The sequence below is a fragment of the Streptomyces sp. NPDC003035 genome (assembly GCF_042888285.1).
GTDB lineage: Bacteria > Actinomycetota > Actinomycetes > Streptomycetales > Streptomycetaceae > Streptomyces.
Genome location: NZ_JBIAPJ010000011.1, coordinates 137,693 through 154,695 on the forward strand (window position 1 = coordinate 137,693; position 17,003 = coordinate 154,695).

Annotated in this window: 17 protein-coding genes; 9 read left to right on the forward strand and 8 right to left on the reverse strand. The window is 72.1% G+C overall.

What is annotated here, in order from left to right; translation table 11 throughout:
* The first annotated feature begins 217 nt into the window (after positions 1-217).
* The 4 genes from ACFYV5_RS30855 (at position 218) to ACFYV5_RS30870 (ending at position 4,298) form a co-directional block, all read left to right on the forward strand.
* Complete coding sequence (locus ACFYV5_RS30855) at positions 218-718, forward strand: hypothetical protein (protein WP_389173772.1); 501 nt, start codon at positions 218-220, stop codon at positions 716-718.
* Positions 715-1,521 carry a pectate lyase gene (locus tag ACFYV5_RS30860; RefSeq protein WP_389173774.1) on the forward strand — a complete coding sequence of 269 codons (807 nt, stop codon included), beginning with the start codon at positions 715-717 and terminating at the stop codon, positions 1,519-1,521. The genes ACFYV5_RS30855 and ACFYV5_RS30860 overlap by 4 nt, the downstream gene beginning before the upstream one ends.
* A 407-nt stretch (positions 1,522-1,928) precedes the next feature.
* Positions 1,929-2,639: a TetR/AcrR family transcriptional regulator gene (locus tag ACFYV5_RS30865; protein WP_389173776.1), complete on the forward strand. Its 711-nt coding sequence runs from the start codon at positions 1,929-1,931 to the stop codon at positions 2,637-2,639.
* Positions 2,640-2,675: 36 nt separating this feature from the next.
* Complete coding sequence (locus ACFYV5_RS30870) at positions 2,676-4,298, forward strand: amidohydrolase (RefSeq protein WP_389173779.1); 1,623 nt, start codon at positions 2,676-2,678, stop codon at positions 4,296-4,298.
* 161 nt (positions 4,299-4,459) lie between these two features.
* Here ACFYV5_RS30870 and ACFYV5_RS30875 read toward each other — a convergent pair whose 3' ends face one another.
* Both ACFYV5_RS30875 and ACFYV5_RS30880 read right to left on the reverse strand, forming a co-directional pair.
* On the reverse strand, positions 4,460-6,097 hold the full coding sequence (locus ACFYV5_RS30875) for an amidohydrolase (protein WP_389173782.1): 1,638 nt from the start codon (positions 6,095-6,097) through the stop codon (positions 4,460-4,462).
* Positions 6,098-6,191: 94 nt separating this feature from the next.
* Positions 6,192-7,691 carry an APC family permease gene (locus ACFYV5_RS30880; protein ID WP_389173785.1) on the reverse strand — a complete coding sequence of 500 codons (1,500 nt, stop codon included), beginning with the start codon at positions 7,689-7,691 and terminating at the stop codon, positions 6,192-6,194.
* Positions 7,692-7,856: 165 nt separating this feature from the next.
* Here ACFYV5_RS30880 and ACFYV5_RS30885 point away from each other — a divergent pair, with 165 nt between their 5' ends.
* A complete protein-coding gene (locus ACFYV5_RS30885; RefSeq protein WP_389173788.1) occupies positions 7,857-8,588 on the forward strand; it encodes a TetR/AcrR family transcriptional regulator in 732 nt (243 codons plus the stop codon).
* A 31-nt stretch (positions 8,589-8,619) separates the two neighbouring features.
* Here ACFYV5_RS30885 and ACFYV5_RS30890 read toward each other — a convergent pair whose 3' ends face one another.
* The 3 genes from ACFYV5_RS30890 to ACFYV5_RS30900 all read right to left on the reverse strand — a co-directional run bounded on the left by ACFYV5_RS30890 (position 8,620) and on the right by ACFYV5_RS30900 (position 11,329).
* Positions 8,620-9,294: a formylglycine-generating enzyme family protein gene (locus ACFYV5_RS30890; RefSeq protein ID WP_389173791.1), complete on the reverse strand. Its 675-nt coding sequence runs from the start codon at positions 9,292-9,294 to the stop codon at positions 8,620-8,622.
* On the reverse strand, positions 9,291-10,247 hold the full coding sequence (gene bla, locus ACFYV5_RS30895) for a class A beta-lactamase (RefSeq protein WP_389173794.1): 957 nt from the start codon (positions 10,245-10,247) through the stop codon (positions 9,291-9,293). The genes ACFYV5_RS30890 and bla overlap by 4 nt, the downstream gene beginning before the upstream one ends.
* Positions 10,248-10,357: 110 nt before the next feature.
* Positions 10,358-11,329 carry a hypothetical protein gene (locus ACFYV5_RS30900; protein ID WP_389173796.1) on the reverse strand — a complete coding sequence of 324 codons (972 nt, stop codon included), beginning with the start codon at positions 11,327-11,329 and terminating at the stop codon, positions 10,358-10,360.
* A 463-nt stretch (positions 11,330-11,792) separates the two neighbouring features.
* On the opposite strand from ACFYV5_RS30900, the gene ACFYV5_RS30905 reads away from it, so the two are divergent.
* Positions 11,793-12,050: a hypothetical protein gene (locus ACFYV5_RS30905; RefSeq protein WP_389173799.1), complete on the forward strand. Its 258-nt coding sequence runs from the start codon at positions 11,793-11,795 to the stop codon at positions 12,048-12,050.
* 80 nt (positions 12,051-12,130) lie between these two features.
* Here the strand turns inward: ACFYV5_RS30905 and ACFYV5_RS30910 are convergent, their stop codons facing one another.
* Positions 12,131-12,802, reverse strand: a complete 672-nt coding sequence (locus tag ACFYV5_RS30910) for a Tat pathway signal sequence domain protein (RefSeq protein ID WP_389173802.1) — start codon at positions 12,800-12,802, stop codon at positions 12,131-12,133.
* 400 nt (positions 12,803-13,202) lie between these two features.
* Between ACFYV5_RS30910 and ACFYV5_RS30915 the strand changes: the two genes are divergently transcribed.
* The 3 genes from ACFYV5_RS30915 (at position 13,203) to ACFYV5_RS30925 (ending at position 15,329) form a co-directional block, all read left to right on the forward strand.
* Positions 13,203-13,877, forward strand: coding sequence for a TetR/AcrR family transcriptional regulator (locus ACFYV5_RS30915; RefSeq protein ID WP_355112927.1), 675 nt, complete (start codon positions 13,203-13,205; stop codon positions 13,875-13,877).
* A gap of 199 nt (positions 13,878-14,076) precedes the next feature.
* Complete coding sequence (locus ACFYV5_RS30920) at positions 14,077-14,739, forward strand: DUF6230 family protein (protein WP_389173805.1); 663 nt, start codon at positions 14,077-14,079, stop codon at positions 14,737-14,739.
* A 2-nt stretch (positions 14,740-14,741) separates the two neighbouring features.
* Positions 14,742-15,329, forward strand: a complete 588-nt coding sequence (locus ACFYV5_RS30925; protein WP_389173808.1) for a DUF6114 domain-containing protein — start codon at positions 14,742-14,744, stop codon at positions 15,327-15,329.
* Positions 15,330-15,411: 82 nt separating this feature from the next.
* On the opposite strand, the gene ACFYV5_RS30930 is transcribed toward ACFYV5_RS30925, so the two are convergent.
* Together ACFYV5_RS30930 and ACFYV5_RS30935 are read right to left on the reverse strand one after the other, a co-directional pair.
* The gene (locus tag ACFYV5_RS30930; protein WP_389173810.1) at positions 15,412-16,461 is read right to left on the reverse strand and encodes a phosphotransferase family protein; all 1,050 of its coding nucleotides are present in this window, start codon (positions 16,459-16,461) and stop codon (positions 15,412-15,414) included.
* Positions 16,462-16,505: 44 nt separating this feature from the next.
* Positions 16,506-16,847, reverse strand: a complete 342-nt coding sequence (locus ACFYV5_RS30935; protein WP_389173813.1) for an ArsR/SmtB family transcription factor — start codon at positions 16,845-16,847, stop codon at positions 16,506-16,508.
* Positions 16,848-17,003: the final 156 nt, after the last annotated feature.

Below are 17,003 nucleotides of genomic sequence, written 5' to 3' on the forward strand. Positions count from 1 at the left end.
CCCGGACGGCCGTCTGGTGGGCCTGGTGCCCCGCCGTCCCCGTCGAAGCGGTGAACAACGCCCATGCCGACGTGCTCGGCGTCCTGTTCGCCGTCGCCGGACTCGGCCTCGTCGTGCGCCGGCGGGCGGGCGGGAGGCGCGCTCCTCGGCGCCGCCGTCGCCGTCAAACTCATGCCCGCGATCGTGCTCCCCGGAGCGCTCGCGGGCGGCGGTCCTGGTGCCGGCCGCCGCGGTCGTCGCGCTGGCCTATCTCCCGTACATCCTGGACTCGGACGGCTCCGTCCTCGGCTACCTCGGCGGATACGTGGACGAGGAGGGCTACGGCGACGCCGGCTCGGGCAGCCGCTACGCGCTGCTCCGCCTCGTGCTGCCCGGCTCCGGGGCGCTTCCCGTACTCCTCGTCGTACTCCTCGGCGTCTGCGTGTACGTCATCGCGCGAGGCGATCCCGAACGCCCGTGGAGCGGCGCCCTCCTGGTGACCGGCACGGCCTTTCTGCTGCTGACCCCCGGCTATTCCTGGTACGCGCTGCTGCTCGTCGCGCTGGTCGCTCTGGACGGGCGCGGGGAGTGGTTGCTCGCCGCGGCGGCGGTCCTGACCGGAGCGTTGCTGCGCCGTCGAAAATCCTCGGTTCCGGCGGCAACCTCCGGCCCGGCGGCGGCGACAGAGGGGGGCAAGGAATCGAACAGACCCCCCACACCGAAAGCATGGGATTCATGAGCAGACACAAGCGACGGCCCAGGCGCGTCGTCGTCCTCTCCACGCTCGCCGCCACGTTCGGCCTGAGCGCCGCCGTCCTGGCGACCACCCTGATGAGCCCCGCGAGCGCGGCCGGCGCCTGGCCCAAGGCGAAGGGCGACAAGCCCGTCACCGCGACGATCGAGGTCTCGGGGACGTACGACGGCAAGCTGCAGCGCTTCTACGGGAGCGGCGCTCTCGGCGGCGGCGGGCAGGACGAAGGGCAGGCACCGCTCTTCAAGCTGAAGGACGGCGCGGTTCTCAAGAACGTCGTGCTCGGCTCGCCGGCCGCCGACGGCGTCCACTGCATGGGCAGCTGCACGATCCAGAACGTCTGGTGGGAGGACGTCGGCGAGGACGCCGCCACCTTCAAGGGCACCTCCGCGAACTCCGTGTACACGGTGTACGGCGGCGGCGCCCGCAAGGCATCCGACAAGGTCTTCCAGTTCAACGGCGCCGGCAAGCTGGTCGTCACCAAGTTCCAGGTCTCCGAGTTCGGCAAACTGGTGCGCACCTGCGGCAACTGCTCGAAGCAGTACCGCCGCTCGGTCATCGTCGACGACGTGGACGTGACCGCGCCCGGGAAGTCGCTCGTCGGCATCAACGCGAACTACGGGGACACCGCCGCGCTGCGCAACATCCGCGTGCACGGCGACAGCGGCAAGAAGATCAAGCCGTGCGTCCGCTTCCAGGGGAACAACACGGGCAAGGAGCCCGTCGAGCTGGGCAGCGGGCCCGACGGCACGCACTGCAAGTACACCGCTTCGGACGTCAGTTACGACTGAGTGGGGTGCTGCCGCCACCGGCGCTCGCCGCGCCGGTGGCGGCACCGGCAGCCCTGCCGACGTCGCCATCGCGGTCGGCTCAGCATCCCCCGCGGAGAGGGATGTCCGGTCCGCTCGCCCGCGGCGCTTTCACGTCCGCTCCAGCGGGCGCGCACGAGAGGTCAGGCCGGCGATACGTCTCCACCCGCGTTGCGGATCATGCGCTGCAGGGCCTCGTGCACCGGCCGCGCCCCTGCTACAGACGGACCCGGCGCGGGATGCCGTACGGGGGAGGGGCGGGAGAAGTCGGCGCTCGGCGTGTACGGGAGCGGGTCGGCGGCGTCACACCGGTGCTCCGGGGGCCGGGCGTCGGAGCTCGGGTGGGCACGTGCTTGCTTATTGGTCGCGCACTCAATAGCATCGTCGGTATGTCGTCAAACGTCCCGCGCAAACGAGTTCGCAAGTCCCCGGAGGCCCGGCGGGCGGAGATCGTCGAGGCCGCCGCAGGTGTCGCCCTGACCGAGGGACTGGAGTGCGTCACCCTGCGGCGGATCGCCGAGGAACTCGACGTCCGGCCGGGGCTGATCAGCCATTACTTCCCCTCGGTCGAGGATCTGGTCGCCGAGGCGTTCAGTACGGCCGCCACCGGCGAGCTCGACGCGCTCCTGCCTGCCGACAGGTCCGACGGGACCCCCACGCAGTACCTCGCACGTTACTTCGCTCTCTCGGCGGGAGAGGCGTACGACGACATCAGCCGCCTCTGGATCAACGCCCGGCACCTCAGCCGCTACCGCCCCCTGTTGCGCGACCGGGTCGCCGAGCAGGAGCTCGCCTCCGACGACAGACTTGAGGCACTCATTCGGGACGGCGTCGGGACGGGGGAGTTCCGAACGGACGACCCCCGCGCGACGGCCATCCAGATCCTGGTCGTGCTCGACGGCCTCGGCGCCCACGCGAACACGGACCGCAGCAACCGCCCGGACGTCGTGACCCGGATGGCCGTCACGACCGCGGAGCGCGAACTCGGCCTGCCGAGCGGCGCCCTCGACAGCGCCCCCGCACTCCCGGATCCGACGGCCACCGCACCCTCCGACGACGCTTCCCCCGCCGCGGCCGACGGCACCCCCGCCCCCCACTGACCCTGCCCCTCCCTCCCGCTTCTTCCTGGAGCCCCCGTGCGCACCTCTCTCGTCCTGCTCTCCGCCCGCCTGCTCGACCCGGCCACCGGCCACCTCCTCCCGGAGAGCGCCCTGGCCGTGGCCGGAGGGCGCATCTCCGCCCTGGGGGACGACCGCGAGATACGCGCGCTCGCCGACTCCTCGACGACCGTCATCGACCTCAAGGGAGCCGTCGTCACCCCCGGTCTGACCGACGGCCACCTCCACCCCGTCTCCGGCGCCGAACTCACCCACGGCCTCGACCTGTCCGTCTGCACCGACCTCCACTCCGTGCGAGAGGCCCTCGCCCGCGAGGTCAGGTCGCTCGAACCCGGCGCCTGGCTGTTCGGCTGGGGCCTGGACCCCAACGTGTTCGGCGACCGGCCCGTCGAGTCGTCCGCACTCGCACCCGTACTGGACGGCGTTCCGGCCCTCCTCCAGCTGTTCGACGCGCACTCCATGCTCGCCAGCCCCCGCGCCCTCGAACTCGCCGGCGTCGACGGCCCCCGGACCTTCGACCAGGCCGCCGAGGTCGTCTGCGACGACGCGGGCCGGCCCACCGGCCTGCTCCTCGAGGACGCGGCCTGCGAGCTCGTCGAGCGCGCCGCGCCGCAGCCCACGCACGCCGAACGCCGCGACCGGCTCGCCGCCGCCCTGCGCGCCATGGCGGCCGCCGGGCTCACGGGCGGGCACGCCATGGACGCCAACGGCGAGAGCCTCGCCCTCTACGCCGAACTCGACGAGGCCGGGGAGCTTCCCCTGCGCCTGCGCGTCGCCCCCTGGTGCCAGCCGGGTACCGACGCGGACGGACTGCGCGCCCTCATCGAGCAGCAGGGCACCGGCGGCGCGCTCTGGCGGACCGCCGGCGTCAAGCTCTTCATGGACGGCACGATCGACAACGGAACCGCCTGGCTGGAACACCCCGACTGCCACGGCGAGTCCACCCACGCCTTCTGGCCCGACCCCGCCGCCTACACCCACGTCATCGGCGAACTGCACCGTGCGGGCGTGCCCACCGCCACCCACGCCATCGGCGACGCGGCCGTCCGCCACGTCCTCGACTCGGTCGAGAAGGCCCAGGCCGGCGTACGAAGCGGGGTACGGCACCGCATCGAGCACATCGAGAGCGTGCCGGACGACACGCTGCGCCGCTTCGCCGAGCTCGGGGTCATCGCCTCCATGCAGCCCACGCACTGCTGCGACTTCACCCGCGCCGACCACACCGACAACTGGTCCCGCCGGCTCGGCGAGGAGCGCGCCTCCCGCGCTTGGCGCTGCCGCGACCTGCGGGACTCCGGAGCGTCGGTCGTCCTCGGCTCCGACTGGCCCATCGCGCCCTTCCCGCCGCTGGGCGTGATGGCGGGTGCCCGGCACCGCCGCCCGAGCCGCGACCTCACCCAGCCGCCGCACGGCCCCGAGCAGGCGCTCACCGCGCTGGAAGCGCTCCAGGGCATGACCCTGGGCCCCGCGTTCGCGGCGGGCGAGGAGCACGAGGCGGGCCGGCCGGCCGTCGGTCACCGCGCCGACCTCACGGTCCTCGCCGACAACCCGCTCACCACGGCCGCCACCGAACTGTCGGACCTGCCCGTCCTGCTCACGGTGCTCGACGGTCGTCCCACCCACCGCGACGCGAGCCTGTGAGCGGGTGACCAAGTGTCCTGGTGAGCCGTTGGTCGTGACGCGTCGGTGAGCTGCCCTGCCCCGCCACCCAGGCCCGCCCCGCCACCGAGCCCTGCCCCGCCACCGAGGCCCGCCCCGCCCACCGACCGCGCGCCGGCCGAAGACGGAGGGACCACGGCTGGTCAGTCCTCGAAGACGCACCGGCCGCCGACGTACGTGGCCTCCACGCGCAGCTCCGCCAGTTCCCCGGCGGACACCGCGTACGGGTCACGGTCGAGGACGACCAGGTCGGCGAGGTGCCCCGGGCGCAGCGTCCCGGTGCCGTCCAGTCCGTTGACGTACGCGGATCCGGCCGTGTAGGCGGTGAGCGCCGTGGTGAGATCGAGCCGCTGGTTCGGCAGGAAGATACGCCCGGGGTCACCGCCCGGCTCCACCCGGTTGACCGCGACGTGAATGCCCTCCAGGGGAGCGGCGGAGCTGACGGGCCAGTCGCTGCCCGCCGCCAGCCGCGCGCCGCTGCGGTGCAGATCCTGGAAGGGGTACTGCCAGGCCGCACGCTCGGGACCGAGGAACGGAATGGTCAGCTCGTCCATCTGCGGTTCGTGCGCGGCCCACAGAGGCTGCAGATTGGCGACCGCGCCGAGCTGCGCGAAGCGGCCGATGTCGTCGGGGTGCACGACCTGGAGATGGGCGAGGTGATGGCGGTTGCCGCGCTGCCCGTTGGCCTTCCCCGCGGCCTCCACGGCGTCGAGGGCCTCACGGACGGCGCGGTCCCCCAGGGCGTGGAAGTGCACCTGGAAGTCGAGGGCGTCGAGGCGCGTGACGTGCTCGCGCAGTGCGACGGGATCGACGAAGCTCAGGCCGCTGTTGCCCGTGGCGCAGCCGCAGGAGTCGAGGTACGGAGCCGTCATGGCGGCCGTGAAGTTCTCGGCGACGCCGTCCTGCATGATCTTCACCGAGTCGGCGCGGAACCGGCCGTGGCGCAGCGCCTCACGACGCTCCACGAGAGAGGGGATCTGCTCGGCGCCGGCGTCCCGGTCCCACCACAGGGCGCCGTTGACGCGGGCCGTCAGCAGACCGCGTTCGGCGGCTGTCAGATAGACCCCGGAGACGTCAGGATGTCCTCCGTACGAGCCGAGGATGGCGTCCTGCCAGGCGGTGATGCCGTACGAGTGCAGCAGCCGCTGCGCCCGTTCGAGTCCGGCCAGCAGGTCCTGGCCGGTGGGCTCGGGCACCACCCGCCCGACCAGGACGACCGCGCCCTCCTGCAACATCCCCGACGGCGTGCCGTCCGGCTCGCGTTCGATGCGCCCGTCGGCCGGGTCGGGCGTCGAGGCCGTCACGCCCGCCAGCTCCAGGGCCCGGGTGTTGGCCCAGGCGCCGTGGTGGTCCCGGTTGGTCAGCAGAACCGGACGGTCCGGCACCAGTTCGTCGAGCATCTGCCGGGTCGGCAGGCCGCCGGGGAAGCTCTCCATCGACCAGCCGGCGCCGGTGATCCACGGCCGGTCGGGACGGGCGGCGGCGTAGGCGGAGATCAGCCGGCGGTACTCGCCCAGCTCCGTGGTCCCCGAGAGGTCGCAGGCCCCCAACTCCAGCCCCGCGTACACCGGATGCACATGCGCGTCCTGGAAACCGGGCAGCAGCGCGCGCCCGGCCAGGTCCACCACCCGCGTGCCCGGACCGACCAGTTCCCGCACCTCCTCCTCCCCGCCGACCGCGACGATCCGCGCCCCGGAGACCGCCAGGGCCGTGGCACGAGGGGACGAAGGATCCATGGTGAGGACGGCGCCTGAGGTGAAGACGAGATCCGCGTGACGCATCGGGAATGACTCCTTGGAGTGGTCGTTCAGAGGGAAGGGGCGCAGAGGTGATGCACGGCCGGGCGAAGGACGTTCACGGCAGGGCGAAGGACGGTCACGGCCGGGTGAAGTACGCGGCCCGACGTCCGTACTTCGCCCACAGCGCAGCCGGAACACCGGTGATCAGGATGACCACTGGTACGAGTGTCAGGAAGCGGCCGTTGTCGGCGGCGAACGCGAAGTGGTCGGAGGAGGTCCACAGGCTGTAGATCATGTAGCTCCCGAGTCCGAGCAGGGCGAGCCCGCACAGCAGGGGCGTCACCACCGTGATCAGCAGCATGGCGGCGCTCCGCCGGGCCTCCGCGGCGAAGGTGATCGCACAGGCCAGGGCGGCGAAGGCGTAGAAGAGGGAGATCAGGATGCCGACGGAGGTGACCGAGCCGACGACGATGTCCTGCAGACTGCCGAGCCCGGCGGACAGCAGGGCCAGGACGGCGGCGAGCGCCGCGATCCGCAGCGTCGACAGGTGAGGGGTGCGCCGGCGGGGGTGGAGGGCCGCCCAGCCGGAGCCGAGGACGCCGTCCCGGCCCATGGCGAGCGTCTGGCGGGCGGTGCCGATCAGCACGGACTGCGCACAGGCGATGATCGAGAACAGCAGGACGACGGTGGTGACGGCCTGACCGACGTTCCCGGCGGCCAGCTGTCCGAGATACGGCAGGCCCCGCTCGCCGTTGGCCGCGAGCTCCTCCGGCGTCAGCGCCCGCTGGAAGGCGACGGACGCGAACAGGAACAGGCCCGCGACGGCGGCGAGCGACCACATGCCGGCTCGCCCGGAGGTGCGTGCGTCGGTGTTCTCCTCCGTCACCGAGAACGCCGATTCCCACCCCCAGTACATGAAGACCGCCAGCAGGATGCCCATCGCCATCACCGAGGGGGAGGAGAAGACGGTCGGCGAGAACCAGCCGAGGGAGAAGGAGGCCGCGTCGCCCGCCACGACCGCCCACACACAGACCGCCAGCACGACCGCGAACTCGAGGACCAGCAGCACGAGCTGGAAGCGTGCGGCGGCTTCGACCCCGAGGACCGCCAGGGCGGCGAGTCCGGCGAGCAGGAGCAGGCCGATCGCCAGCGAGACGAGGACGGGGGCCTCGGCCAGACGTACGCCGGCCACCTGGCGCAGACCCAGCGAGTCCAGCGACAGCAGCGTGTACTGGCCGGCCAGCGGGACCGCGTACGCCAGGAACAGGACCTGGGTGACGACCGTGACCCAGCCGATCAGGTAGCCGGGCAGCGGCCCCACGGCCCTGCCGACCCATGCGTACGCCGCGCCACAGTTCGGCTCGCGCTGGTTCAGCTTCGTGTAGGCCAGCGCGATCCCCAGGATGGGCACCAAGCCCAGGAGGAAGGCGGCCGGGATGCCCAGGCCCACCGAGGCGCCGATGAGGCCGAGGCCGATGCCGATGCTGAAGGTGGGGCTGATGTTGGACAGCGAGATCACGACACCCTGTCGCACGCCGAGGACGCGGGGTAGGGCGTCGTACGGGGGCGAGGGCGGCGCGGAGGACGGCGACGACGTGGTGGAGGACGCGGGGAACGCGGACGGCTGATCGGGCATGGGTTCTCCTCGGGGGCGAGGGGCGAGGGGCGAGGGGGCGGGTGGCGGCAGCGTGGCAGCTCGCCGACTGTCGAGTCAACAGTGTTGACTACGCTGTTTACCGTGCTGGGGGACACCGGGGGAGACGAGACGGCACAATGAACCGGTCGACGAGGGGAGCAGACCGTGGCGTCACGGGCGGACAAAGGGGCCGCGGGCACGAAGGGAAGCGGAGGTGGCCGTCCGCGCCCGTCACTCAGCCCGCGGCTGATCGTCGAGGCGTGCCTGGAGCTGCTGGACGCCGAGGGCGGAGACGCCCTCACCTTCCGCAGGATCGGCACCCACCTCGGGGCGGACCCCACCGCGCTCTACCGGCACTTCCGCAACAAGGACGAGCTGCTCCTGGCCGTGGCCGACCGCCTGCTCGAGGAGAGCCTCGAGGGGTTCGAGCCCTCCGACGACTGGCGCGACACCTTGCGCGAACTCTTCGTCCGCAGTCACCGGGTCTACCTTGCCCACCCCCACGTCGCCGTCCTGGCCACCGCCCGCATCACCCGCCGCCCCGCGGAGATGCGCGTGATCGACATGATCCTCGGCGCCCTCGCCGACGCCGGCTTCCCGCCCGACGAGGCCGTCCACCACTACCGGGCCCTGGTCGACACCATGCTGGCCTGGTCCTGCATGGGCGCCACGTACATCGCCCTCGACGCGGACACCCGGCACAAGGACGAATCGGCCTGGACCGGTGTCTACGCCACGGCCCCGGCCACCACCCACCCCCACCTCGCGGCCGCGGCCCCCTATCTGGCGGCCGTCGACGACGAGGGAAACTTCCACTTCGCGCTCGACCTCATGCTCGAGGCCATCGCGAACCGAGCACCGTCCTCCGCCCTGCCCCGGCCGGCCGCCGACGAATAGCCGGCCTCCCGCTTCGGACGGACCGTCCCGCTCAGGCGACGGAACGCGCGACGCGGAAGCCCACGTCGTCGACCCGGAACGTCGGGTGGCTGCGGCGGCGCGCGGACGCCCGGCAGCTCCAGTGCTCGTCGAACCAGCCGCCGCCGCGCAGCACCCGGTACGACCCGTAGACCTCGGCGTCGTAGACGTCCCAGCACCAGTCCCAGACGTTGCCGAGCATGTCGTGGAGACCCCACGCGTTGGGCCGCCTGCCACCCACCTCGTGAAGGCGCTCGCCGGAGTTGCCGCGGTACCAGGCGATCTCGGCGAGCGGCCCGTAACGCGGTCCGGGCGAACCGGCCCGGCAGGCGTGTTCCCACTCGGCCTCGGTCGGCAGCCGGTACCCGTCGGCGGACGCGTCCCACACAATGCCGTCGCCGTCGCCGTCGATGCGGTAGGCGGGTGTGAGCCCTTCCCGTCCGGACAGGGCGTTGCAGAACCGGACCGCGTCCCACCAGGACACGCCTTCGACGGGCAGCCGCTCCCCGTGGGCCGTGCTCGGCCGCTGCCCGGTGACCTCCGCGTAGCACGCCTGCGTGACCGGGAACCGCGCGAGCTCGTACGCTGCGACCTCGACCGACCAGCGGCGCTGCGTCCGCCGGTCCGACAGCGTGATCTGCCCCGCCGGCACGGAGACCATCCCGATGCCTTCGCTCGCGTACGTCATGACAGGGTGTCGGCGATGACGGAAGCGGCCTCGGCGATCAGCTTGTTGTCGTGACGAGCCTCCCGATCAAGGCGGTTGGACATGACGGCCATGACGACGGGCGCCCTGCCGGGCGGCCATGCGACGGCGATGTCGTGACGCGTCCCGTACGTACTGCCCGCCCCGGACTTGTCCCCGATCACCCAGCTCTTCGGTGTCCCGGCCCGGATGAGCTCCGCGCCCGTGGTGCTGGTCCTCAGCCATGTCGTCAGCCGGGCCCGCTCGTCGGCGCCGAGGACGTCGCCCACGACCAGCGCACGAAGGTCCTGGGCGAGGGCCCTCGGGGTACTGGTGTCACGGGTGGCGCCCGGTGCCCACTCGTTCAGCTGCGGCTCGCGCCGCTCCATCCGCGTGACGCCGTCACCCCACTCGTCGAGCATCGCGTCGAGCCCCTTAGGACCGCCGAGTTGGTCGAGGAGGAGGTTCGCCGCGGTGTTGTCGCTGTGCCGCACGGCTGCCTCGCACAGGCCGTCCAGGCTCATCCCGGTGCCCACGTGCTTCTCGGTGACGGGGGAGTGGGGCACCAGATCGTCCGGGGAGTACGTGACCGTCCTGCCCATGCCGCTCGACGAGTAGGTGCGCAGCACGGCGCCGGCCGCGAGAGCCTTGAAGGTCGAGGCGTAGGGGAAGCGGGCGTTGTCGTTGTACGTGACCTCGCGACCGCTACCGGTGTCGACGGCGTACACCCCCAACCGCGCCTCGTACGCGCGCTCGAGCTCCTTCAGCCGTGCGTCCAGCGGCTGCGCCACCGCACCGCTCGCGGACGCTCGCGGTGGTGGCGGAGGCGACGACGACGGGGAGGCCGGGGTGCCGGCCCGGCCACAGGCCCCGAGCGGGACCAGCACGAGGACGGCGACCGCGCTGATCAAGCGGTGCCGGGCGCGGATTGACGTACGGGTCCGGACATGGGGCATGAACCCAACCTACCGATCATCCTCGCGGTACGGCTGAGACGGCTCGACACCCCCACGGCTCGACACCCCCACGACGGACGCGTCACCAGCACCAGCACCAGCTCACCAACTCACCGGCTCAGCGGCCGCACGCCATCCGCGCCGCCGACCGCGGCGATCACGCGGTGGCGGACGGAGTCCGGCACCACGGCCTGCATCCAGCCGACCCAGTCGGAAGGCTGCCGCGGGGACCAGTGCTCCACAGCCTCACTCCGCAGCTCGGTGAGGGCCTGCTCCCGGCGGATCGCCGGCGGTACGAACCGTCCGCCCGCGACCCGTACGTGCTCCTCCCAGTCGTCCTGCCAGAACTCGACCGTCCAGCCGGGCCACCGGGACGCCATCTCGCCGGCCACCGGGACGGCGCCGAGCAGCCACCAGCCGACGCGTCGCCGCGCCGGATCGACGTGGATGCCGGAATCCGCGGCAAGCGCGCACACTCCGTGGTCCGGCGCCTCGGCCAGCCGGTCGACGAGGGACGGTCCTTCGACGATCGGATGGTCGTTGACGGCGGAGAGCAGGTGGCAGCGTCCGGCGCCGCCGATCGTGACGACGCGCACCAATGGGTCACGGTCCGCCAGTTCCTCGTCGTCGAGGTCCAGAGCGGACTCCGAATAGATCGACGGAGGGCGGTAACGGACCTCTTCGGGGTCCAGGCCCAGGTACGAGGCGAGCTCGGCAGGCCCGTCGTACGTCCAGCGCAGTTCCCAGCCCGGCCAGGCACGGCGCAGGAGCTCCCAGGTGGCCGCCCGGTGCCGCATCTGCGTGATCGGGCCTTCCGAGGCGAAGAAGACGAGGGTCCTGCTCCGCAGATCGATCAGCGCGGCGGCCTCGCACATACCGTCGTCGCGCCAGCGTCCCCGCACCCGGTCGCGTGCGCGGATGAGCGGCACGACGACATCGGGCCCCGCGAGCAGATCGAGGTCGAGCCCCACCGCCCCGAAGCGCGCCTCGTACACCTCGTGCCCGCCGGAATCGCCGGAATCGCCAGCACCGTCAGAACCGCCGTCCTCCGGAATCACCACGTACGTCGCCCAGTCAGCCATGCCGGGCATGATCCTCCGCGGCTGAGCCCGGAAGCCAGCCCATATGACGACGCGCACGATGCTGGGCCGGCACGTGGCACGACGACCTGCGGCGCGTGATCGAGGAGCTGGATGAGGCGCTGGGTGGGCGACCGGTGGACGTGTTCGCGAGCAGCGGCGGCGCGGTCAACGCGCTCGCCCTGGTGGAGCGTCACGGCCATCTGGTGCGGACGCTCGTCGCGCACGAGCCTCCGACGGCGGGGGTCCTCCCGGACCGGGAAGCCGCACTGGCGGCCTGCGCGGACGTTCACGCCACCTACCTGCGTGAGGGGATGGGACCCGCGATGGCGAAGTTCTTCGCACTGGCGAGCCATCAGGGCCCCTTCCGGGCGGACTGGGCCGAAGGGCCCGCCCCTCCCCGTCCGATGTCGGACTGCCGACCGAGGACGACGGCTCGCGCGACGACCCGCTGCTGGGCCAGAACATGCGCGGCTGCACGAGCCACCGGCCCGATGCCGCCGCGCTTCGAGCCGCGCCGACGCGCATCGTCGTCGCGGCCGGCGAGGAGTCGGAGGGAGAGTTCCCCGCCCGCGCGGCGGCCGCGATCGCCAGCGCGCTCGGCACCGGGCTGACGCTGTTCCCGAGCCACCACGGCGGCTTCCTCGGCGGCGAGTTCGGGCAGCAGGGCGCGCCGGCCGAGTTCGCGAAGACCTTGCGCGAGGTACTCGACACCGACCGCTGAGCCGCTGTCACCGCGTGGGTCGTTCCCCGGACCGGTACCTGTCCGGGGAACGACCCACGCGCGCGGGCGGCCGGTCCGGGTCAGTTCACGAAGACCGGGGCGCCGGCCTGCGTGGTGTCCCGGACGGGACCGTACTTCGCCGAGAAGTAGCCGTTGGCCGGGCAGGTGCTCGGACCGCTGGCCTTGGTGAACAGCTGGTTCGCGAAGGTGAGCGAGTTGTCGGCGTTGGACAGAGAGGCGGTCAGGTTGCCGGCCCGGTAGACGCAGGTCGTCAGGCCCAGGATGGTGTTGATCTTCAGAGTGGTCTGGATCGGGCCGGCGCTGCCCGCGCTCACGGTGAGCGCGCCGCCGGAGGTGACGGACGTGGTGTACGGAAGGTTGTTGACCGTGATGCTCTGCACCCCGGTCGCGCCCGTGATGTTGGTCGTGCAGCTGCTCAACGTGTGGGAGTTGAGCGTCTCGGTGGCGGTGCCGGGCGCCGCCGGGTTGCTCGTGACGGTCGCCGAGAAGGCGGAGGCGTTGCAGGTGATGCCGGTGCTGCCGCCCGAGGTGGTGGCGATCTTCGCGGAGGTGCCGGAGGCCAGCGAGGCGGCGAGGACGTCGCCGACCGCGACGGCGGGGCCGGCCGAACTGCCGGTGGTCAGCACACTGCCGGCAGCCGGCACACCGCCGACGGCGGTGGCCGAGGACGTGGCCGCCAAGACCGCGGCGACGGCTGCGCCGGCGGTGGCTAAGAGGGCTCGCTTGTTCATGGTGGGGGTTCCTTTCGTCCAGCGGTGAGGGTGAGGAACTCGGTGCTGCCCGGAGGGGCGCCGTGACAGCGCCGAGTACGGCTCCCAGCGGCGTCCGCCGCTGGGGGTCGGCGGGCGTGGGTGAAGGGGAGCGGAGCGACGAACGGCGCGACCGCCGCCGGGCCGATCCGGCGCCACGGATCGGCGAAGCGGTGTCGCGGGACACGGAAGAGCGTGATACACGGAAGGGCGTGATACACGGAAGAGCGTGATGCACGGATGAGCGCGATACGCGGTGCCGTGTGCGGTGGAGACGTTCCCGTCCCTTGGAGCCCCTCCACCGGACACACGAGAGGAAAACCCATCAGGGTTGTAAACCTGTCGAGTATGTGACGTCAACAGCCCTGGGAGGATGTGGCCGATGAAGAGCGCTCGCCCGACCGAGGAGAGGCAGATCCTGCCCGGAGCCCGTACGGGCCGCGAACCGGAGCGCTCCCTGCGCCCGGGACCACGCCGGCTGACGCCCGAACAGGTCGCCTCCCGGCAACGCGACCGGTTGCTCGACGGCGTCGCCCGTACCGTCGCGGCCAACGGGTACGGAGGTGCCCGGATCAGCGACATCTGCGCCGCGGCCGGGGTGACCCGGCCGGTGTTCTACGCCCTGTTCACCGGCAAGGAGGACGCCGTCCTCGCCGCGTACCGCGGTGGCACGCGGGTGGTGGTACGGGCCATGCAGGAGGCGTACGACGAGGCGGGCGGCGCCCGGCAATGGCCGTCGGCCGTACGGGCCGGGCTGCGCGTGATGCTGGCACTGCTGGCGCAGACGCCCGCCTTCGCGAGGATGGTCGTCGAGATCGAGTCCACGGGGCCGGCCGGGCGCCGGGCACGCGCCGAACTTCTGGCCGGTTTCCGTCGCTTCTTCGTGGACGCGCCTCCCGCGCCGCCCGGAGTGGACCGGGACGAGCTGGTGGCCACGGTCGTCGGCGCCGTGCACGCGGCGGTGCACCGCGCGGTCGACGAGGGCAGGACCGGAGAGCTTCCGCGGCTGCTGGACATCCTGGTGCACGTCGTCGTGTCGCCGTTCACGCGCCCCTGAAGCCTCGACCGCCTCACCCGCACCGGTCTTTCGCACAGTAGTTGACTGGGTAGTAACGACGGGCGTACGGTCCGAGCGGTTCCCTGCGGCACGCCGCCTCGGCACGAGTCCGAGGAAGACCCAGGCAGGCTGGGGAACCGTCCGCGCCAGGACACCGCCGCCACCAGGTCTGTTTCCTCACTCATGTCAGGAGCACCTCATGGCTCTGTCCGAAGACCCCACCGAGGCCACTACCGCCTTATCCCCATCCCCGGGCGACAGCTCCGAGCGCCGCGGCAGGGTCCGCCTCCGGCGCGCCGCCCTGATGGGCGCACCCGCCTTCGCCCTCGCCGCCGGCCTCGTCGTCCTCACCGCACAGGGCGCGCTCGCCGCCCAGTTCGCGATCTCCGGAATGCCGTTCACCGTGACGGCCGACACCCTCCAGGGCACCGGCTTCGGCCAGTTCGGGGCACTGGACAACATGCCCGAGGGCAGCCCCAACGCCGGAGACACCGGCGGGCAGATACTGGTCATCGTCACCGCCATCCGCGAGGCGCAACTCACCAACCTCTGCCAGAGCGTGGAGCTCGGCGGCACGTACCTGCACATCACGGCGGGCAACAAGGGCACGCCGGTCAAGGCGTCGGGGCTGACGACCGACTCCACCGAGATCTCCGGCAAGCTCGCCGCGTTCGACAACATCGAGATCGGCGGAGACGCCAGCACCTTCGACAAACCCCCGGTCAAGGGCCCGCTCGGCGTCTTCGGCCAGCAGGCGGACACCGTCACCATCAAGGACGTCCGGCAGACGAACTACGCCACCACGGCGACCCGGTTCACTCTGCCCGACCTGCACATGAGCTTCAGCTCGAGGGGCTGCTGACCGTGACGCCCGGCACGGACGGCACCATCGAACACGCCGGCGCAGGCACAGGCGCGAGCGCAGGTACAGGCACAGGGCTGAGCGCAGGCACAGGGCTGAGCACCGGCACAGGCGCGAGCGCAGGCCTCGGCGCAGGTACGGGCACCGGCACCGGAGCCGACACCGGCACCGGCCCGTCGGCGCCGTCCAGCGGTCGACACCCCTGGCAGACGTTCCGCCGGTGGCGCCACCGGCGCCCCTTCGGAGCGGGCCTCGCCGTCGCCCTGGGCGGCGTCGAGATCCTGCTCACCCAGCAGGCGAGCATCTCCGTGATCCTGGCGGCGGGCGCCGACAGCCTCGTCGGCTACGTACTGCCGGTGATCATGATCGTGTGCGGGGTGCTCATCGTCCTCAATCCACGCCAGCGGCTGTTCTACTCGATCGTCGCCGTTCTGGCCTCGCTCGCCACCTGGGTCACCTCGAACCTCGGCGGCTTCTTCGTCGGCATGCTCCTCGGGCTCGTCGGCAGCTCACTCGCCTTCGGCTGGCTCCCGGACCAGCCCAGGCGCCGCCGGCGACGCGCGAGGGCGAGGGCCCGGAAACAGGGGTGACACCCCGTGGGGTGCACGACTCCGGCACCTGCCGGGCGCCGGGCACCGGCTCGTCGGAGCCGGTGCCCGGCGGCACGCCACCTTATGGTCGCTTCACCGGAAGGGGCCGAAGGCCAGGCCAGCGGGCCATCATCTGTCGGCGCATCGCGCCACTCAGACCGATCAGACCGCTCAGACCGCTCAGCCCGCTCGGAGAGGCGTGGCTGGCGGTGAGCCGGCTGACGGCTCCGAGCCGGTGGACGAGCCGCTGCCGGGCCGTCGCGGTGCCCCACTTCCAGTCCTGGTGCGGGATGCGGGCAAGGTGATCGACGCTCTCGCGGTGCGCCCTCTCCACCAGCGCGTCGCCGCGCAGCAGCCAGCCGGCGCAGGCATCGGCGAGATCGCCTTCCGTCTCCGATCCGGTCGCGCTGCGCCACTCCTCGCGATACGCCCTCTCGGCCCGTTCCAGCAGTGGCGCGGTCGCCGCGGTGACGCACCAGCAGGTAGGAAAACTCATGTGCAGATAGGCGAGCTCGGTCAACCCGTTCCCGAGTGACGCCTGTTCGAAGTCGACGAAGCGGATCCCCTCGGTCGTGTGGAGGTCATTGCCCGGGCAGGGATCCCCGTGCAGAAGCGCCTGCCGTCCGGGTGCGCGGCCGAGTCGCTCCACCAGGCGGTGGAGCTCGTCGGCCACACCGGAGGGAACGGGTACGTGGAGCGCGGCGGCCAGCCCGAGAAAGGAGTCGATGTCGGCCTCGCCCGGTCCCTGCCATCGAGGAAGCGACTGCGCGTCCTGGGGGCGGGCGGTGGCGTGCAGCCGGGCCAGCGCGGCGGCGTAGTCGACGATCCAGCTGCTGGGCGGGCGCCGGTGCTCGAGATGTTCCAGGACCAGGACCCGCTCGCGGGGGTCGGTGCCCAGCAATGCGGGCACCACAGGTGTCGGGGCACGGCCGGCGAGCCGTAACGCGGCCACCTCGCGCGCGAATCGGGCGTCGGCGTCGGGGCCACCGACGATCTGTTTCACGACCACCCACGCCTCGGGCAGCCGTACGCGCCACACCCGGGACCGAGGGCTGCTCCCCAGCCGCCGGGACCGCCCGGGCGCCCCGAGCTCGGCCCGTAACTCCTCCCCGAACGGCGGTCGCGACCACATGACGGCATCCTGTCATGCCCGGCGGTCGCGCGTCGGGCGGCGGATCATTTCGGGTGGTGCCGGGCGATCAGAGCGTCGAGGAGCCCGGGGAAGGCTTCTTCGATCTCGTCGCGGCGCAGCGCGTTCATGCGGGACGTGCCCGTGTAGTGCTGCCGGATGAGCCCGGCCTCGCGCAGCACGTGGAAGTGGTGGGTGGCGGTGGACTTGCTGACCGGCAGGTCGATCGTGCCGCAGGCGAGATCCTGGCCGGCGGCGTACAACTCGCCGACGATCCGGCGGCGTACGGGATCCACCAAGGCTTCGAGCACCTGCTGCAGGCCGATCGTGCCGATGTCCGGATGAGCGGGGATGCGCTCGTCCCGGCTCGCCTTTCGCGCTGTCGCCATCGACTGTCGAGCTCCCGTTCCGTATCCGTGTGCCGGTGTCGTACGACACTCCGGAAAGTACCACGCTCATCAAACTTTGACAGTCATCGAACTTTGCGTTTGGGTGGGGGTGCGGCGGAACGGCCGGTTGCCTCCGCCGTCGTCGATCGAAGGGGG